Genomic DNA, 14771 nt, shown 5'->3' on the forward strand with positions numbered 1-14771 from the left:
AAAAATGAATAGAAGAGAAGCAATTCAACGTGTGGCCATGCTGATCGGTGGTTCCGTTATCGGAGCCAACTTATTCCTGGAAGGGTGTACTCGACCCGCTTCTAAGGATGTGGCCGTGTTGTTTGAAAAAGATAAAACGAATTTTTTAGGGGATCTCGCAGAAGCAATTTTGCCCGAAACTTCAACACCCGGTGCAAAGGAGGCTGGTGTAGGTGAGTTTATTCCGGTAATGATCCGAGACTGTTATGACCCGCAAGACCAAAAAGCTTTCCTCGAAGGTTTAGATGGTGTAGACGATAGAGCGAAAAAGGAATTTGGTAAAAAGTTCCAAGAACTATCAAAAGATGAACAATTGCAGTTTGTCAACATGCTGGATAAAGAAGCTAAAGAATTCCAAAAGGAAAGAGGTAAAAAACAACGGGAATTAAACGAAGAAGCGGAAAAAAATGGAAAGAACGCAGAAGAAGTTGAACAGCTTCCAAACCATTTCTTCCATATGCTGAAGCAATTAACATTGACTGGATTTTTCACCTCGGAGGTTGGTATGACAAAAGCGCTACGCTATGTTAAAATCCCGGGCAAATATGATGGTAACTATCCTTACAAAAAAGGAGAGAGAGCATTCGCGCCTTAGCAAAGAATGGTACTAAAACAGTGAATAAATTCACAAAGCATCCAAACAGACCAGAATCTTGTTTGGATGTTTTTTTATAAGTGTGTACAACTGCAAATAAATGTTAAAAACCAAGCAATAATGTAAAGAATTTGTTGTTATGTATAAAACGTCAAAATCAAATATTTATATTTAATAGTGCGTTAGCAAGGTTATTTAGATGAATTATAATATATAACAAACTTTAGTATATGACTGTACAAATTATAGAAAAAGAACGTATTGGTGAATATAAGATTATTCCGGCTGAGATAGACAATACAACTGCACTTTATGGCAAATTACGATCGGCACAGCGCTTGGGAAATGAGTTTAAATCCAAAACAACCATCGTATTCCAAACGGAAGACGGACCAAAACGTGTGGAGACAACGGTATGGTCATTGACGGAGCAGTATGTCCAAATTAAAAATGGCGTTCTTATCCCTTTAAAATCCATTATCAAAGTTGATTTTTAAAAAAAGATTTAGATTTTTCCCTGCCAAATAATATTCTGTTCCGTATATTAAATATTTCATATTCAGATGTTTATATATTCTATATAAATCAAGAGTTTGCATATAGAGAAAAGCAAGGAAGAAGACGGTATCTCTAGAGCCAAATTTTATTTTGTTTTTGATTTAGTAAAATCATATGCTACTGTTTATCAAGAAGAAATACATTTTATAAAAATAAATTATTCATACCTTTCATAGGCACTAATAAAAGTTTTGCGCATGTATTTAAACTGCTCTAGAACCTGATTGATAAATTCTTCATCCAACAGTTCAAAAATCCCATTTATGCCTCCGATAACATCCGTTTCCGCTAGCTTATAAGATTGCTCAAGCACCCCTTGTTCAAACTTAATGATGAACTTTTGATTCATCGAAAAAATGGATATTTTGCAATCGGGATGAGGAAGTTCCGCAACGATTCTCATATATTAAAAAATTAGATAAAAATAAAGCTCCACAATCAATTGTGGAGCTTTCGAATTTACACGAAATTATGGATTAAACCAACCCCTGTGCCTTCATAGCAGCGCCCACCTTAATAAAGCCTCCTATATTTGCACCTTTCAAATAGTTGATATATCCGTCTTCTTCCTTTCCATATTTAAGACAGGTTTTATGGATATTGTCCATAATACCTTTCAACCGAGCATCTACTTTCTCCGCATTCCACTGTTGTCCAATCGAATTTTGTGACATTTCGAGACCAGAAACGGCCACGCCACCTGCATTTGCAGCTTTACCAGGTGCGAAATGAATCCTTGCTTTATGGAATGTTTTAATCGCCTCTGCCGTAGAAGGCATATTAGCGCCCTCAGCAACGCATACACAACCGTGTTTAACAAGCAATTTAGCGTCCTCATGACCTAGTTCATTTTGCGTAGCACATGGAAGAGCGATGTCGCATTTAAGGTGCCAAGGTTTTTTTCCTGGATGAAAAGATGCAGCTTTAAACTTTTGTGGATATCTTTCTAATTCACGCCCTAATGTTCCAACGTATGACAATTTTTCCAGTGTTAAACCCTCTGGATCATGTAATGTTCCAGTACTATTCGATAAGGATATCACTTTAGCACCCAAATGTATGGCTTTCTCAGCTGCATAATACGCTACATTGCCTGCTCCGGAGATGGCGATAGTCTTTCCTGCTATCTCTTCATCTATATTTTCAAAAATACATTCCACAAAATAAAGCAGACCGTATCCTGTTGCTTCCGGTCGGATATATGATCCTCCCCAATGCTTTCCTTTTCCTGTTAGTACACCGGTAAAATTGTTCTGAATCCGTTTATATTGACCAAACATATAACCAACTTCACGTTCTCCTACGCCTATATCACCAGCAGGAACATCCGTTTCTGCCCCAATATGGCGATATAGTTCCGTCATGAAACTTTGGCAAAATCGCATAATTTCCATATTCGATTTACCTTTTGGATCGAAGTCTGAACCTCCCTTTCCGCCACCAAGCGGTATCCCTGTTAAACTATTTTTGAATACCTGCTCAAAAGCTAGAAACTTAAGGATACTTAAGTTTACAGTGGGAGAGAAGCGAAGCCCTCCTTTATATGGCCCGATAGCACTGTTCATTTGCACACGGTATCCACGGTTTACCTGAACTTCATTTTTGTCATTTAACCATGCCACCCGGAAAGAAACAACACGCTCTGGCTCCACAATGCGTTCTAATATTTTTAAATCGCTCCAGGTCGGATGCCGTTCATTGATATACGGTATTAAATCTTCAGTAACTTCCGCAACAGCTTGTAAGAATTCTGGTTCGTTTGGATTTCTATCCTCAACGTATTTGATAAACTTTTTAAAGTTAAGTGACATTTGTTAGCAATTATGTTTTTTAGATTCCCTCAGGTTGCTAATTTATTAAAATAATTGTCAAATAGAGAATATTCTTTTAAAAAAGCTGTGTACAATTAAGTAATATTGTGAATATTATGAATAGTAATCCCTATTCTCGACATATTACAATAGAATCATAATTCATATTATGTTAAATAGAAAATTATAAAATCCCTACTCTCTTCGGACCATCAGATAAAAAAAGCGACTTTGATATGTATTCAAAGTCGCTTTTTTAGGAGACAATGCTCCTGCCAATATTTATAAAGCTACGCTACATTTTCAATCATGACAGCGCCTACAGTTAAATTTGTTCTAGGGTCAATTAATATGGCTTGTGAATTTTCAGGAAAATCTCGATGCAAATCAAATATAACTTCTTCAGCGGCCTTCATTCCAATCTTACCGATATCATTTAGACGAATATCTTCGTTGTATTGTTTCTCATGGGTATTTACATCAAACTTATACAAAATCTCTGTAATTTTGACTTTAGTAAGTGTACTGTGATTTTGCAGCAGGTAAACCTGATTTGTATCCAATGATTTATTATCAAACCAACAAATGTTGGCCTCAAAATTCCTTTCCGATAACGCCGGATGATTAGCTGATACGAGAATATTTCCTCTTGAAATATCAATATCATCCGTTAGATGAACAATAAGAGATTGTCCGTTCTGCGCTCCGTCTAACTGTTGCTCTGCTAACTCAAGACTTTTTACAACACTCCTCACGCCACTCGGCAATACCACAACTTCTTCTCCTACCTTTAGACCGTCTCCTAAGACACGCCCTGCATACCCCCTATAATCGTGCAAATCTTCCGTTTGCGGACGAACTACACATTGTACAGGAAAACGCCATGGTTGTAACTGGTTATCTTCTATATTGACTGTTTCCAGATAATCTAACAGAGAAACGCCTTCGTACCAAGGCATATTTTCCGAGCGGTGTACGATATTATCTCCTTTTAAGGCAGAAACCGGAATAAAATCAACATTTTCGAGGCCTAATCGTTCCGCTAAAGCTAGATAATCAGCTTTTATTTTTTCGTAAACAAACGGATCAAATCCAACCATATCCATTTTATTGACACAAACTAGTACTTTCTTTAATGACAATAACTTTGACAAAAATGAATGACGCTTAGTCTGTTCAATAACCCCTTTACGTGCATCGATTAATATAATAATCAATTCGGAATTTGAAGCACCCGTTACCATATTACGTGTATATTGTATATGTCCCGGAGCATCAGCAATAATAAATTTCCGCTTTTCTGTTTGAAAATATTTATACGCTACATCAATGGTAATTCCTTGTTCCCGCTCGGCTTTCAGACCGTCCGTTAATATGGCAAGGTCAACCGTTCCATCATTGTTTTTTCGGTTGGCTTTTTTTATGGCCTCTAATTGGTCGTCTAAAATCGAATTGGTATCATACAGCAATCTACCGATTAAAGTACTTTTGCCGTCATCTACAGAGCCTGCCGTTATAAATTTCAGTATATTCATTTCTCTCTAGCTTACTTTCCTTAAAAATATCCCTGTTTTTTACGTTCTTCCATCGCAGCTTCAGAAACTTTGTCATCCATCCTCGCTCCTCTTTCACTGACAGTTGAAGCTTTTATTTCTTCGATAATATCATCGAGTTCAGTAGCAACAGAATCTACTGCGGCTGTACAGGTCATATCGCCTACTGTTCTGAAACGCACCGATTTATGTTCTAAAATATCTTCTCCATCGATGTTTAGAAATGGCGCTGCTGCCATCCACTGCCCGTTCCGTAGTACCACGTCACGTTCGTGACTAAAGTATATGGAAGGCAATGCGATATTCTCTCGTTTGATATAGTTCCAAACATCCAATTCCGTCCAGTTTGAAATGGGGAATACGCGTACATTTTCACCTTTATGAATTTTTCCATTTAAGATATTCCAAAGCTCCGGACGTTGACGTTTCGGATCCCATTGCCCAAATTCATCACGTACAGAAAAAATACGTTCTTTTGCCCTCGCTTTTTCCTCATCTCTCCGAGCTCCTCCTATACAAGCGTCAAAACCATACTTTTCTATGGTATCCAAAAGTGTTACGGTTTGCAATGCATTACGGCTGGCATGCTTACCTTTCTGTTCCACTGCTTTTCCTTGATCAATACTTTCCTGTACTAATCCAACAATAAGTTTCTCTCCTAACTGTTCAACCAACCTATCTCTAAATTCGATTGTTTCAGGAAAATTGTGTCCGGTGTCGATATGTACCAATGGAAAAGGAAATTTTCCCGGGCGAAATGCTTTTTTCGCCAAATGCACTAGTGTTATTGAATCTTTACCACCCGAAAACAAAAGTGCAGGATTCTCAAATTGTCCCGCTACCTCACGCAGGATATATATCGCCTCCGCTTCTAAATGATCTAAATAATCCATCTGCTGTTTATAATCTATTGATTCTTCTTTATTGTGTAACATGTAGACCACATTCTTTTTTACTTTTATCTTCCCACCACCATCTGCCGGCGCGGAAGTCTTCTCCTTTGCGTATTGCCCGGGTACAAGGTTGGCAACCTATACTTGGGAAGCCCTTATCATGCAATGGATTATAAGGTATACCATTTTTTTTCAAAAAACCTTCTACTTCTTCTAATGTCCAATGAAACAAAGGATGTATTTTAATAATATTGTTTGCTGCATCCCATTCCACATTTTCCATATCTTCTCTATTGGTAGACTGTTCAGCACGGATACCGGTAATCCATATCTCAAATCCTTGTATAGCACGACGCAATGGTTCTATTTTACGGATATGACAGCATTCTTTCCTGTTTTCCACCGATTCATAGAAGCTTGATGGTCCTTTTTTTGTAACCATTTGCTCTACCGCTTCCGTATTTGGATAATAGGCTTTGATAGGAAGTTTATATTTTTCCAATGTCCTGTTCCATACATAGTATGTTTCCGGAAAAAGACGTCCCGTTTCCAATGTGAAAAGAGAAATTTCTTTTCCGGATTGTGCAATCAGATGTGTTATAACCTGATCTTCTATACCGAATGAAGTCGAAAAGACCGTTCTAGAACCGTATTTTCGCTGCACATGTTCAATAATTTCTGCCGCGTTCAAGCCTTGTATTTCCTGCTTAATTTGTGCTATCATACGATTTCTTAACTAAAACATCTTTTGTATGCGCATTTAAAACACGTACCTTTTCTTGAAAGTCGCCCTTTAGATTATCCCTTAACTGCCCCATTAGTTCCAGTGTTTCATCAATCTCTTCAGGAAGTAGTTCGTTAAGAAACTCCTTGATTCGTTTTGCGATGGTAGGCGATTTTCCGTTAGTCGATATCCCAATTTTGAGATTACCTTTACAGACTACCGAACCTAGATAAAAGTCACAAAGTGAAGGCTTGTCTGCCACATTCAATAAAATGTGATGCTTACTAGCTAGCTGACGAATATGGGCATTCAATGCCGTATTGTTTGTTGCAAGAATAATTAAATCTACATTTTTGACGTCACTTTCGTCAAACGCCCGCTCTGAAACTTCTACATTTTCTTTTCCTTTAACCAGCGCACGAACCTCTGTACCAACTTCTTCCGCCACAACATGTACTCTTGCCTGTGGCGAATTGGCTAAAATTGCCTCTAATTTTTCTAACCCAACGTTTCCAGCTCCTACCAGCAGGGTTTGAATCTGTTGAAGTTTCACATATATGGGAAACAGCTCGTTCATTTTAAAGCGTAATTGACTGAAGCTCTTTTTTTATATTTTCAAACGCTTGGTGCTTAGCAACAACCTCTCCTAGAACGATAATAGCTGGAACTCCAACAAGATTACGTTCGGCTTCTTCTAAGATATTGTCTATGCGTCCTAATGCAATACGTTCGTTTGGTAGCGAGCCATTTTGAATAAGCGCTATAGGCAATTGACCTTTGCCATGCTGTTGGTAAAAATCTACGATTTGCGCCAATTTAGCATATCCCATGAGCACGACAACCGTTGCATTGGTGTATACTGCCGATTTCAAATCGTCTGAAAGGCGACCATCCGATGTGGATCCGGTGATAACCCAAAAACTCTCACTGATTCCACGATAAGTTAACGGAATCTGTTGCAATCCTGTCAAACCGACGGAAGAGGATATACCTGGTACAACGGCCGTGGGGACATTGAATTGCCTGGCGTAATCTATCTCTTCTCCTCCTCTTCCAAACACGAATGGATCCCCTCCTTTTAAACGTACGACATGGCCATGAGTCAATGCGTAATCAACAAGAAGTTTATTAATATAATCTTGTGAAGTGGATATGCGTTCCGCTCTTTTCCCGACATAAATCAATGTGCAAGATGGCTTGGCATAAGATAATAATTCTTCATTCACTAACGCATCATAGAGAATAACATCCGCTTCACGAATAGCTTTTATACCTTTTAGCGTAATAAGCTCAGGATCTCCCGGTCCAGCTCCGACTAAAGTAATAAATGGTTTAATTTGCATTTCTTATTTCTCTCCTATTATTAAACTAAACGGTTGTCGTTGCCGCCCGTAACTCCTCTCTTCGGGCAGCAGCATCAACGTAAAACGCCGTAGATTGTGTTAAATATGCTTCTGCAAATTCTGGAGAAGGTTCATATTTATTGATTTGTAATACGCGCTCCTTGAACGAAGTCGGAAAAGTGAATATTTCTGCTTGCACATATTGGGTATCAAATTCGTCTATAACCGCTATTTGTGTACTCGCATTTATTCCTTTATCCAGTAATAGCGCTTTTGCTGTCCAGACAAAGGCACTATATGCATGGTAAATACTATCGGCATATTGCCCTTTTTCCAGCATCGTTTTTGCCAAATCTATTTTTTCTTCCGCTTCAAATAATAACGTCGCAACCAAATCAATAACTACTCCTGCACATTCTCCTACACCAATAGCTGTATTGTAGACATCTTCACGGCCCCAATCTATAAACTCATCATCTGTTAGATTGGTTAAATCTGCAAGAGGCTTCAACAAACGATAGAAATAATCTTTTGTCTGCCTGTCGTAGTAATCATGGAAATTCTCGTTGTCTAACTTATTTACTTTATAGTCATTTAATACCAAATCTACCGCCTGTGTAACACGCTTGGTCGGCACTTTAGTAACTCTATCCGATACGCGCCCAATACCGTCGCCTACCGTTCCGCCACCCATCATGATCTGTGCAGCTGGCAACACCTTGCCACTAGCTTTGAGTGAAGCGCCGTGGAATCCTATATGGGCTAGACTATGCTGACCACATGAATTCATGCAACCGGAAATTTTGATTTTCAGCTTCGTTTCATACACGAAATCTGCATGAAATTCCTCAATATACTGCTCCAGCACACGTGCCATTTCTGTTGAATTGGAGATACCTAAATTGCAAGTATCTGTTCCTGGACAGGTTGTCACATCCAATGTACTGTTGAACCCAAACCGTGCATACCCCAGCTGGTGCAATACATTATATATATGTGGAAGAGATTCTTTTCGAGCGTATTTTAATAATAAATTTTGATCTTGTGTAATCCGCATATCGTCCGCAACATGATCGCGGATTCCTGCTACCAGTAAACGAGCGTTGGCGGTCGATATATCTCCTGTAGGTACTTTGACATAGACACCGTAGAAACCTTTTTGTTTTTGTTCAAAAACATTCGTTTTCGACCATATTTCATAGGCATTTGGATCGAGAGGTTCCACCATACCCGTAAATACAGCTGGAGGTTCAGGTTGTGTGATTTTATCTCTGTCGATGACAAATTGCTTACTTTTGTTAGCTTTGCGTTCGATTTCAACTAACCTTAATACTTCTTCCAATCCTAATTTTTGTACCACGTATTTAAAACGTGCTTTGTTTCTATTGTTACGCTCACCATGACGATCAAACACACGTATAGTTGCTTCCATCAACGGAATAAGTTCCTCTTCTGGCAAGAAATCGTGTATTTTATGTGCCAATATAGGTTGCGCACCCAAACCACCTCCGAACATCACCGTGAAACCACGCACTTCCTGTCCATCTATTGTTTTCACTTTAGGGATAAAGCCGAAATCGTGTATATAAGAAAAAGCCGTATCTTTTATGCTCGATGAAAATGCAATCTTAAACTTTCGGCCCATTTCAGCACAGATGGGGTTCCGAACAAAATATTCGAATGTTGTCTGCGCATAAGAAGAAACATCAAACGGTTCATCTGGATCTACTCCGGCAGCTGGGGAGGCCGTAACATTCCGAACGGTATTACCACAAGCCTCGCGCAGGGTCATATCATCTTCTGCTAGTTTTGACCACAATTCGGGTGTACGATCCAGGCTTACAAAGTGTATTTGAATATCTTGTCTCGTCGTGAAATGTATATTACTGCTTGCATATTCATCGGAGATATCTGCGATCTTCAATAATTGCTTAAAGGTTACCTTACCAAAAGGCAATTTGATACGTATCATCTGAACCCCCGGTTGGCGTTGTCCATAAATACCACGAGCCAGGCGTAAGGATTTAAATCTATCTTCCACGATATTCCCCTCGCGGTAAGCTCTTATCTTTTTCTCCAGCTCAATTATCTCCTGCTCTACTATTGGATTCTCTAATTCTGTGCGAAAGCTTTGCATGATCTCTTCTCTCTCTATTTTTTTAATTTGCTAATTATCCCTGCCATTCAATGGCGTCTTTTCAACAACTTGAGGACAAAGTTATAAAATTTTTATATATTAATCATACAAAATCTACCAATTTAGTATATATTTGTAGACAATTTTTCGAAGCAATTCAAACAACAAAATTAAGTGAGAGAATATAATTATGTAATATACAGCTTTTTACTTATATTTTTAGCAACTTCATGTGCTCCAAATGTTAAAGAAGGGTATGATGAGAAAAATGGCTATACAGGGAATATTTCTATTTCCGGTGCATTCGCTCTATACCCTATCGTTGTATTATGGAGTGAAGATTTTAAAAAGGAACATCCCAATGTTCGCTTTAATATTTCGGCGGGTGGTGCCGGAAAAGGGATTTCCGATGTCTTATCCAATATGGTTGATATTGGCTTGGTATCGCGTGATCTACATAAGCAAGAACTTGTGCGTGGTGCTTATCCTATACATGTCGCAAAAGATGCTGTAGTAGCTTCCTTTAATAGTAACCACCCTAACTATGCGCTTATAAAAGAGCGCGGTCTTACGCAAGAAGAACTAGAAGGTATTTTTGTAAATAAAAAATATAGACTTTGGAGCGACATAGATACTCGCTTTGTAAATAAACCTATTGAAGTATATGTACGTTCAGATGCTGCGGGAGCTGCAGAAACTTGGGCTAAGTTTCTAGGTGTACACCAAGAAGGATTAAAGGGTGTCGGTATATTCGGAGATCCCGGTTTAGTACAAGCGATTAAGGACAAACCCCTTTCGATCGGTTTCAGCAATATTAATTTTGTTTATGATCTTAAAACGAAGCAAACAGTAGAAAATATCGGTATCCTTCCATTAGATCTTAATGGCGATGGGCGTATTGATGAAGAGGAAGATTTCTACGACCATATTGATTCATTAACAAATGCCGTCGCCACCAATCGCTACCCCTCTCCTCCTTCCCGTGACTTGACATTTGTCATTCACTCTAATAAAAAAACAAAATTATTGACGGCATTCATACAATTTGTTCTAGAAAAGGAGCAACAGAGTTATCTGCTCGAAAACGGGTACGTTCCTTTGAATGACGTGGTAAAGAATAATGAATTAAATAAATTATCATTATAAAGTGAATTGGAGATTAATAAAAGATAAGTTTATTCAGCGCAGTTTTGCCACCATGTTGGCGTTATCCCTTATTGTTATCGTCTTTATACTCGTGGGGCTTAGTATCAAATCTTTACCTCTGCTCCGTGCGGAGAGTTTGGGAGCTATCCTCTCAGAAAGTGTATGGTCACCCCTCAATGGAAGTTTTGGATTTCTTCCTTTCATCATGGGAACCATTTGGGTAACATTTATATCCCTTATTATTGCCGCCCCACTCTGTATTCTGGCTTCGGCTTATTTGGTAGAGTATGCTAGTGAGGCACTGCGTAGAATGGTTTTACCTTTGGTGAATGTACTGGCTGCCATTCCTCCCGTGCTTTATGGTGTTTGGGGAGTATTATTTGTGGTTCCTTTTTTGAGCCAATATATTGCACCCCTCGTGGGAGCGGAAACTACAGGTTACACTGTATTTGCTGGAGGGATTGTATTGGCCGTGATGATCTTTCCGATCATGGTGAGTATCATGGTAGAGGTGTTGCAAACAATTCCTTATGAATTGAAAGCAGCCTCTCTTTCATTAGGTGCCACAAAATGGGAAACTATTGTTAAAGTCGTATTGGTAAAAGCCAAACCGGGATTGATTGCAGCCGTTGTTTTAGGTATTTCCCGTGCCTTTGGAGAAACGATAGCGGTACTCATGGTCTGTGGTAATATACCGCAGATTCCAAAATCGTTCTTCGATGCAGGTTACCCTTTACCAGCCTTAATTGCCAATAACTTCGGTGAAATGATGTCTATACCATTATATGATTCTGCTTTGATGTTTGCAGCCCTACTCTTGTTTGTACTCATTTTCGGATTCAATTTAATATCGCGGTTGATTCTCAATAGATTGGAGGGAAAATCGTAATGAGTAACATAAAAAAAAGACTGCGTAAAGAGAAGATAGCGAAGGTAGCAATGCAGCTTTCGGGGATAACAATTACGGGTTCGCTTTTCTTTATCATCGGTACTATTCTTTATAAAGGACTCCCTTATTTATCTTGGGAAATGATTAGCCAAGCTCCAAAAGGTGGCTTCTACATTGGAAAAGAAGGAGGTATCCTGAATGCCATTTTAGGCTCATTGTATTTAGCTACTTGCTCTACTGTGCTTGCTACCGTCATTGGGATTCCTATTTCTATTTTTCTAAACATTTATGTAAAGAGCGGATCTTTTTTGGAGCGTTCCTGTAAACTATTGTTTGATGTCCTTTTTGGTATTCCTTCCATTGTATACGGCGCGATTGCTTTCAGTATCATGGTTTGGATGGGTATCCGGGCATCTTTATTGGGGGGAATCATTACGATTACCTTGTTAACGATTCCTATCGTCGTGCGGACTATAGATGAATTGTTAAAAACGATTCCTATCGATTTAAAACATGTCACCTTTTCCTTAGGGGCGACAAGATGGGAATTGGCAAAAATCTTTTTAAAGTATATTAAACCAGGGATTTTTACGGCCATCCTATTGGCATTTGGCCGGGCAATAGGCGATGTAGCGGGAGTTTTGTTAACGACGGGGTTTAGTGATAACCTTCCCAAATATATAGATGAGCCTGCGGCCACATTACCATTGGCTATTTTCTTTCAGTTAAGCAGCCCAATTCCGGAAGTACAAGGACGTGCCTATGCTTCCGCATTAGTTTTAACATGTATTATTTTAATAATCGTTATATGTACACACCTTCTAGCATCCAAACAGCAGAAACACAAGATTTAGTGAACACTTCCATCCCACATATACAAATTAAAGATCTGAACGTGACCATTGAGGGTAAACGTATTTTAAAGAATATCAACTTATCTATTCCCAATAATTCGGTCACCTCCATTATCGGCCCATCGGGTTGTGGAAAAACAACATTGCTCAAAACCCTGAATCGTCTCGTGGACGACACAAAAGGTGTGGATATTACCGGTTCGGTGTTAGTGAATGGCGAAGATCTTTATGCGAAAGATGCGGAGGTCACCCATATACGCAAGAAGATGGGATTGCTTTCGCAAAAACCTTTTCCTTTACCTATGTCCATTTTTGACAATGTCGCCTATGGTCCAAGGATACATGGAGAAAAAAACAAACAGGTATTGGCTCAAATAGTAGAAACAGAGTTACGTAATGTCGGACTGTGGGACGAGGTCAAAGATCGATTGGATGCATCTGCGACCCAACTTTCTATAGGGCAACAACAGCGCTTATGCTTGGCGCGCGGACTTGCTGTAAAGCCAGAAATTATTTTAGGGGACGAGTCCACGTCGGCGCTAGATCCCGTTTCAACGCAAACAATTGAAAATTTATTAATATCGCTAAAACAAGATTACACGATCGTTCTCGTTACACATATTCTTCGACAAGCACGTCGTGTATCCGATTATATCATATTTGTATACAATGGAGAAATAATAGAATTTGGCAAAACAGATGATGTACTGTTGCATCCACAACACGAGATTACACAACAATATGTTAAAGGTTTTATCAGTTAACAAAAAAGCTAAACCACCTTATGGATGATCTAGCCAGAATTAGTATATAACAAACTTCGATTTATTTTTCGAAATATCGGCGTTCGATTAGCGTAAGGTTTCGTTCCTCTTCTTCCGCATTCTCCAATGCGCCTTTGACCGGACATCTACCTGTTATTCCCCTCGCAATCAACGCGCCTCCCAGCGTAACACCAGAGATGGCTCTCAGCGGTTTTTTTAATAATTTTTTGACACTATATCCTAAGATGAAGCCGCCCGCTATTACAGACAGCATGCGTTCTGAACTCCCTATCGCACCATGCTCGCAAGCATCGTCCAGTTTAGTCTTCATTTTGTCTACTGCTTGTTCTACAATTCCCATAACTTATTTTTTAGATAGAACAATCTATTTATTCAAAATGTTTTGCTATTTATATAAAAAAATGTATTTTTTAGCAAACAAATTACAATGAAAATTCATGTAAAGAAACATTCGGGGGAGTTGGTCCCTTTCGAACCGAATAAATTAAGGCACTCCTTATCCAAATCCGAAGCTTCGGAGGATGAAGTCAACAAAGTTTTCCAACGTATACAACCGCGTCTCTATGACGGCATCACCACGCGCGAACTGTATCAGCTTGCCTTTGATCTACTAAAAAACCATCGGGATTCCTACGCAGCTAGATATTCGTTAAAGAAGGCTCTTCGGGATTTAGGTCCAGAGGGCTTCTACTTTGAGAAATGGATAGGGAAATTGTTTGCCAATGCAGGCTACAAAACGATTACCGGGAAAACAGTACAAGGCCACGCAGTGACGCACGAAATTGATGTCATTGCCACAAAAGGTGATTCTATGCTCGCGATAGAATGCAAATTCCGAAACGACGTCGATGCAAAAATTTCGGTGACCACCCCGATGTATTTTTTGTCGAGGGTAAAAGATATTAAAGATCTATCCTTTTCCTTCTTTGAGACATCCAAACAATTTACGGATGGTTGGCTAGTGACAAATGCTTATCTTACTTCTGACTCCATTAGCTTTGGAGAATATTATAAATTAAACATGTTGGCTTGGGACTATCCTGCTCATAACAATATTAAGAATCAAGTAGACAATTTAGATCTCTATCCTGTGACTTGTTTAACTAATTTAAATGGCATGGAGAAATCGCTGTTACTCAAAAATGGCTGTATACTCGTCCGGGACTTGGTGGAAAACCCCGACTACCTCGAATATCTACAGACCGCACAACACCAGAAAAAACGTATCTTAATCGAAGCGCAGGAACTAGTCCACAGCCCGATAGCCGAGGGGATTTAGGGAGTTGGCTATTTCGTTCTTGTTTAAATTAGATGGTATAATCAAAATTTATAAGAAAAAAATTAAAATCAATTTAACACTTATTTAACACATTTTAACGAAAAACATCCCATCTTTGCATAAAATATGTTTGTTATTTAAAAAGGAAAACGTTATATTATCTCC

The 14771-nt window shown here is 38.9% G+C and carries 16 protein-coding genes; 7 read left to right on the forward strand and 9 right to left on the reverse strand.

Annotated features, from left to right (window positions below; all coding sequences use genetic code 11):
• Positions 1-4 precede the first annotated feature (4 nt).
• Positions 5-634, forward strand: coding sequence for a gluconate 2-dehydrogenase subunit 3 family protein (locus tag FXV77_RS21020; RefSeq protein ID WP_148921214.1), 630 nt, complete (start codon positions 5-7; stop codon positions 632-634).
• 230 nt (positions 635-864) lie between these two features.
• Positions 865-1131 (forward strand): hypothetical protein, encoded by a 267-nt coding sequence (locus FXV77_RS21025; protein ID WP_148921215.1) that lies wholly within the window; start codon positions 865-867, stop codon positions 1129-1131.
• Positions 1132-1349: 218 nt separating this feature from the next.
• Here FXV77_RS21025 and FXV77_RS21030 read toward each other — a convergent pair whose 3' ends face one another.
• The 8 genes from FXV77_RS21030 to FXV77_RS21065 all read right to left on the reverse strand — a co-directional run bounded on the left by FXV77_RS21030 (position 1350) and on the right by FXV77_RS21065 (position 9653).
• The gene (locus FXV77_RS21030; RefSeq protein ID WP_148921216.1) at positions 1350-1595 is read right to left on the reverse strand and encodes a hypothetical protein; all 246 of its coding nucleotides are present in this window, start codon (positions 1593-1595) and stop codon (positions 1350-1352) included.
• A gap of 73 nt (positions 1596-1668) precedes the next feature.
• Complete coding sequence (gene gdhA, locus FXV77_RS21035) at positions 1669-3003, reverse strand: NADP-specific glutamate dehydrogenase (RefSeq protein WP_148921217.1); 1335 nt, start codon at positions 3001-3003, stop codon at positions 1669-1671.
• A gap of 290 nt (positions 3004-3293) precedes the next feature.
• Entirely contained in the window at positions 3294-4538 is a 1245-nt protein-coding gene (locus tag FXV77_RS21040) for a sulfate adenylyltransferase subunit 1 (RefSeq protein WP_148921218.1), read from the reverse strand.
• Positions 4539-4558: 20 nt separating this feature from the next.
• Entirely contained in the window at positions 4559-5449 is an 891-nt protein-coding gene (cysD, locus tag FXV77_RS21045; protein WP_246162551.1) for a sulfate adenylyltransferase subunit CysD, read from the reverse strand.
• 28 nt (positions 5450-5477) lie between these two features.
• The gene (locus FXV77_RS21050; RefSeq protein ID WP_148921220.1) at positions 5478-6173 is read right to left on the reverse strand and encodes a phosphoadenylyl-sulfate reductase; all 696 of its coding nucleotides are present in this window, start codon (positions 6171-6173) and stop codon (positions 5478-5480) included.
• On the reverse strand, positions 6157-6750 hold the full coding sequence (locus tag FXV77_RS21055) for a precorrin-2 dehydrogenase/sirohydrochlorin ferrochelatase family protein (protein WP_148921221.1): 594 nt from the start codon (positions 6748-6750) through the stop codon (positions 6157-6159). Before FXV77_RS21055 ends, FXV77_RS21050 begins: the two co-directional genes overlap by 17 nt.
• A 1-nt stretch (position 6751) precedes the next feature.
• On the reverse strand, positions 6752-7516 hold the full coding sequence (gene cobA / locus FXV77_RS21060) for a uroporphyrinogen-III C-methyltransferase (RefSeq protein ID WP_148921222.1): 765 nt from the start codon (positions 7514-7516) through the stop codon (positions 6752-6754).
• A 25-nt stretch (positions 7517-7541) separates the two neighbouring features.
• A complete protein-coding gene (locus tag FXV77_RS21065) occupies positions 7542-9653 on the reverse strand; it encodes a HEPN domain-containing protein (protein WP_148921223.1) in 2112 nt (703 codons plus the stop codon).
• A gap of 174 nt (positions 9654-9827) precedes the next feature.
• Here FXV77_RS21065 and FXV77_RS21070 point away from each other — a divergent pair, with 174 nt between their 5' ends.
• From FXV77_RS21070 to FXV77_RS21085, 4 genes are read left to right on the forward strand one after another with little or no spacing between them, the layout of a single operon-like run.
• Positions 9828-10799 (forward strand): PstS family phosphate ABC transporter substrate-binding protein, encoded by a 972-nt coding sequence (locus FXV77_RS21070; protein WP_148921224.1) that lies wholly within the window; start codon positions 9828-9830, stop codon positions 10797-10799.
• A gap of 1 nt (position 10800) precedes the next feature.
• The gene (pstC, locus tag FXV77_RS21075) at positions 10801-11688 is read left to right on the forward strand and encodes a phosphate ABC transporter permease subunit PstC (RefSeq protein WP_246162549.1); all 888 of its coding nucleotides are present in this window, start codon (positions 10801-10803) and stop codon (positions 11686-11688) included.
• The gene (locus tag FXV77_RS21080; protein WP_148921225.1) at positions 11688-12542 is read left to right on the forward strand and encodes a PstA family ABC transporter permease; all 855 of its coding nucleotides are present in this window, start codon (positions 11688-11690) and stop codon (positions 12540-12542) included. The genes pstC and FXV77_RS21080 overlap by 1 nt, the downstream gene beginning before the upstream one ends.
• Complete coding sequence (locus tag FXV77_RS21085; protein WP_148921226.1) at positions 12497-13306, forward strand: phosphate ABC transporter ATP-binding protein; 810 nt, start codon at positions 12497-12499, stop codon at positions 13304-13306. The genes FXV77_RS21080 and FXV77_RS21085 overlap by 46 nt, the downstream gene beginning before the upstream one ends.
• A 61-nt stretch (positions 13307-13367) precedes the next feature.
• On the opposite strand, the gene FXV77_RS21090 is transcribed toward FXV77_RS21085, so the two are convergent.
• A complete protein-coding gene (locus tag FXV77_RS21090) occupies positions 13368-13667 on the reverse strand; it encodes a YgaP family membrane protein (RefSeq protein WP_148921227.1) in 300 nt (99 codons plus the stop codon).
• Positions 13668-13754: 87 nt separating this feature from the next.
• On the opposite strand from FXV77_RS21090, the gene FXV77_RS21095 reads away from it, so the two are divergent.
• Complete coding sequence (locus FXV77_RS21095) at positions 13755-14606, forward strand: ATP cone domain-containing protein (protein ID WP_222867842.1); 852 nt, start codon at positions 13755-13757, stop codon at positions 14604-14606.
• Positions 14607-14771 lie beyond the last annotated feature (165 nt).

Source organism: Sphingobacterium phlebotomi, from assembly GCF_008180195.1.
In the GTDB taxonomy this organism is placed as follows: domain Bacteria; phylum Bacteroidota; class Bacteroidia; order Sphingobacteriales; family Sphingobacteriaceae; genus Sphingobacterium; species Sphingobacterium phlebotomi.

Excerpts from the sequence above, each read along its gene's own strand:
- FXV77_RS21020 (WP_148921214.1), top strand. The coding sequence starts at position 5 with ATGAATAGAAGAGAAGCAATTCAACGTGTGGCCATGCTGATCGGTGGT.
- FXV77_RS21025 (WP_148921215.1), top strand. The coding sequence starts at position 865 with ATGACTGTACAAATTATAGAAAAAGAACGTATTGGTGAATATAAGATT.
- FXV77_RS21030 (WP_148921216.1), bottom strand. The coding sequence starts at position 1,595 with ATGAGAATCGTTGCGGAACTTCCTCATCCCGATTGCAAAATATCCATT.
- gdhA (WP_148921217.1), bottom strand. The coding sequence starts at position 3,003 with ATGTCACTTAACTTTAAAAAGTTTATCAAATACGTTGAGGATAGAAAT.
- FXV77_RS21040 (WP_148921218.1), bottom strand. The coding sequence starts at position 4,538 with ATGAATATACTGAAATTTATAACGGCAGGCTCTGTAGATGACGGCAAA.
- cysD (WP_246162551.1), bottom strand. The coding sequence starts at position 5,449 with ATGGATTATTTAGATCATTTAGAAGCGGAGGCGATATATATCCTGCGT.
- FXV77_RS21050 (WP_148921220.1), bottom strand. The coding sequence starts at position 6,173 with ATGATAGCACAAATTAAGCAGGAAATACAAGGCTTGAACGCGGCAGAA.
- FXV77_RS21055 (WP_148921221.1), bottom strand. The coding sequence starts at position 6,750 with ATGAACGAGCTGTTTCCCATATATGTGAAACTTCAACAGATTCAAACC.
- cobA (WP_148921222.1), bottom strand. The coding sequence starts at position 7,516 with ATGCAAATTAAACCATTTATTACTTTAGTCGGAGCTGGACCGGGAGAT.
- FXV77_RS21065 (WP_148921223.1), bottom strand. The coding sequence starts at position 9,653 with ATGCAAAGCTTTCGCACAGAATTAGAGAATCCAATAGTAGAGCAGGAG.
- FXV77_RS21080 (WP_148921225.1), top strand. The coding sequence starts at position 11,688 with ATGAGTAACATAAAAAAAAGACTGCGTAAAGAGAAGATAGCGAAGGTA.
- FXV77_RS21085 (WP_148921226.1), top strand. The coding sequence starts at position 12,497 with ATGTACACACCTTCTAGCATCCAAACAGCAGAAACACAAGATTTAGTG.
- FXV77_RS21090 (WP_148921227.1), bottom strand. The coding sequence starts at position 13,667 with ATGGGAATTGTAGAACAAGCAGTAGACAAAATGAAGACTAAACTGGAC.
- FXV77_RS21095 (WP_222867842.1), top strand. The coding sequence starts at position 13,755 with ATGAAAATTCATGTAAAGAAACATTCGGGGGAGTTGGTCCCTTTCGAA.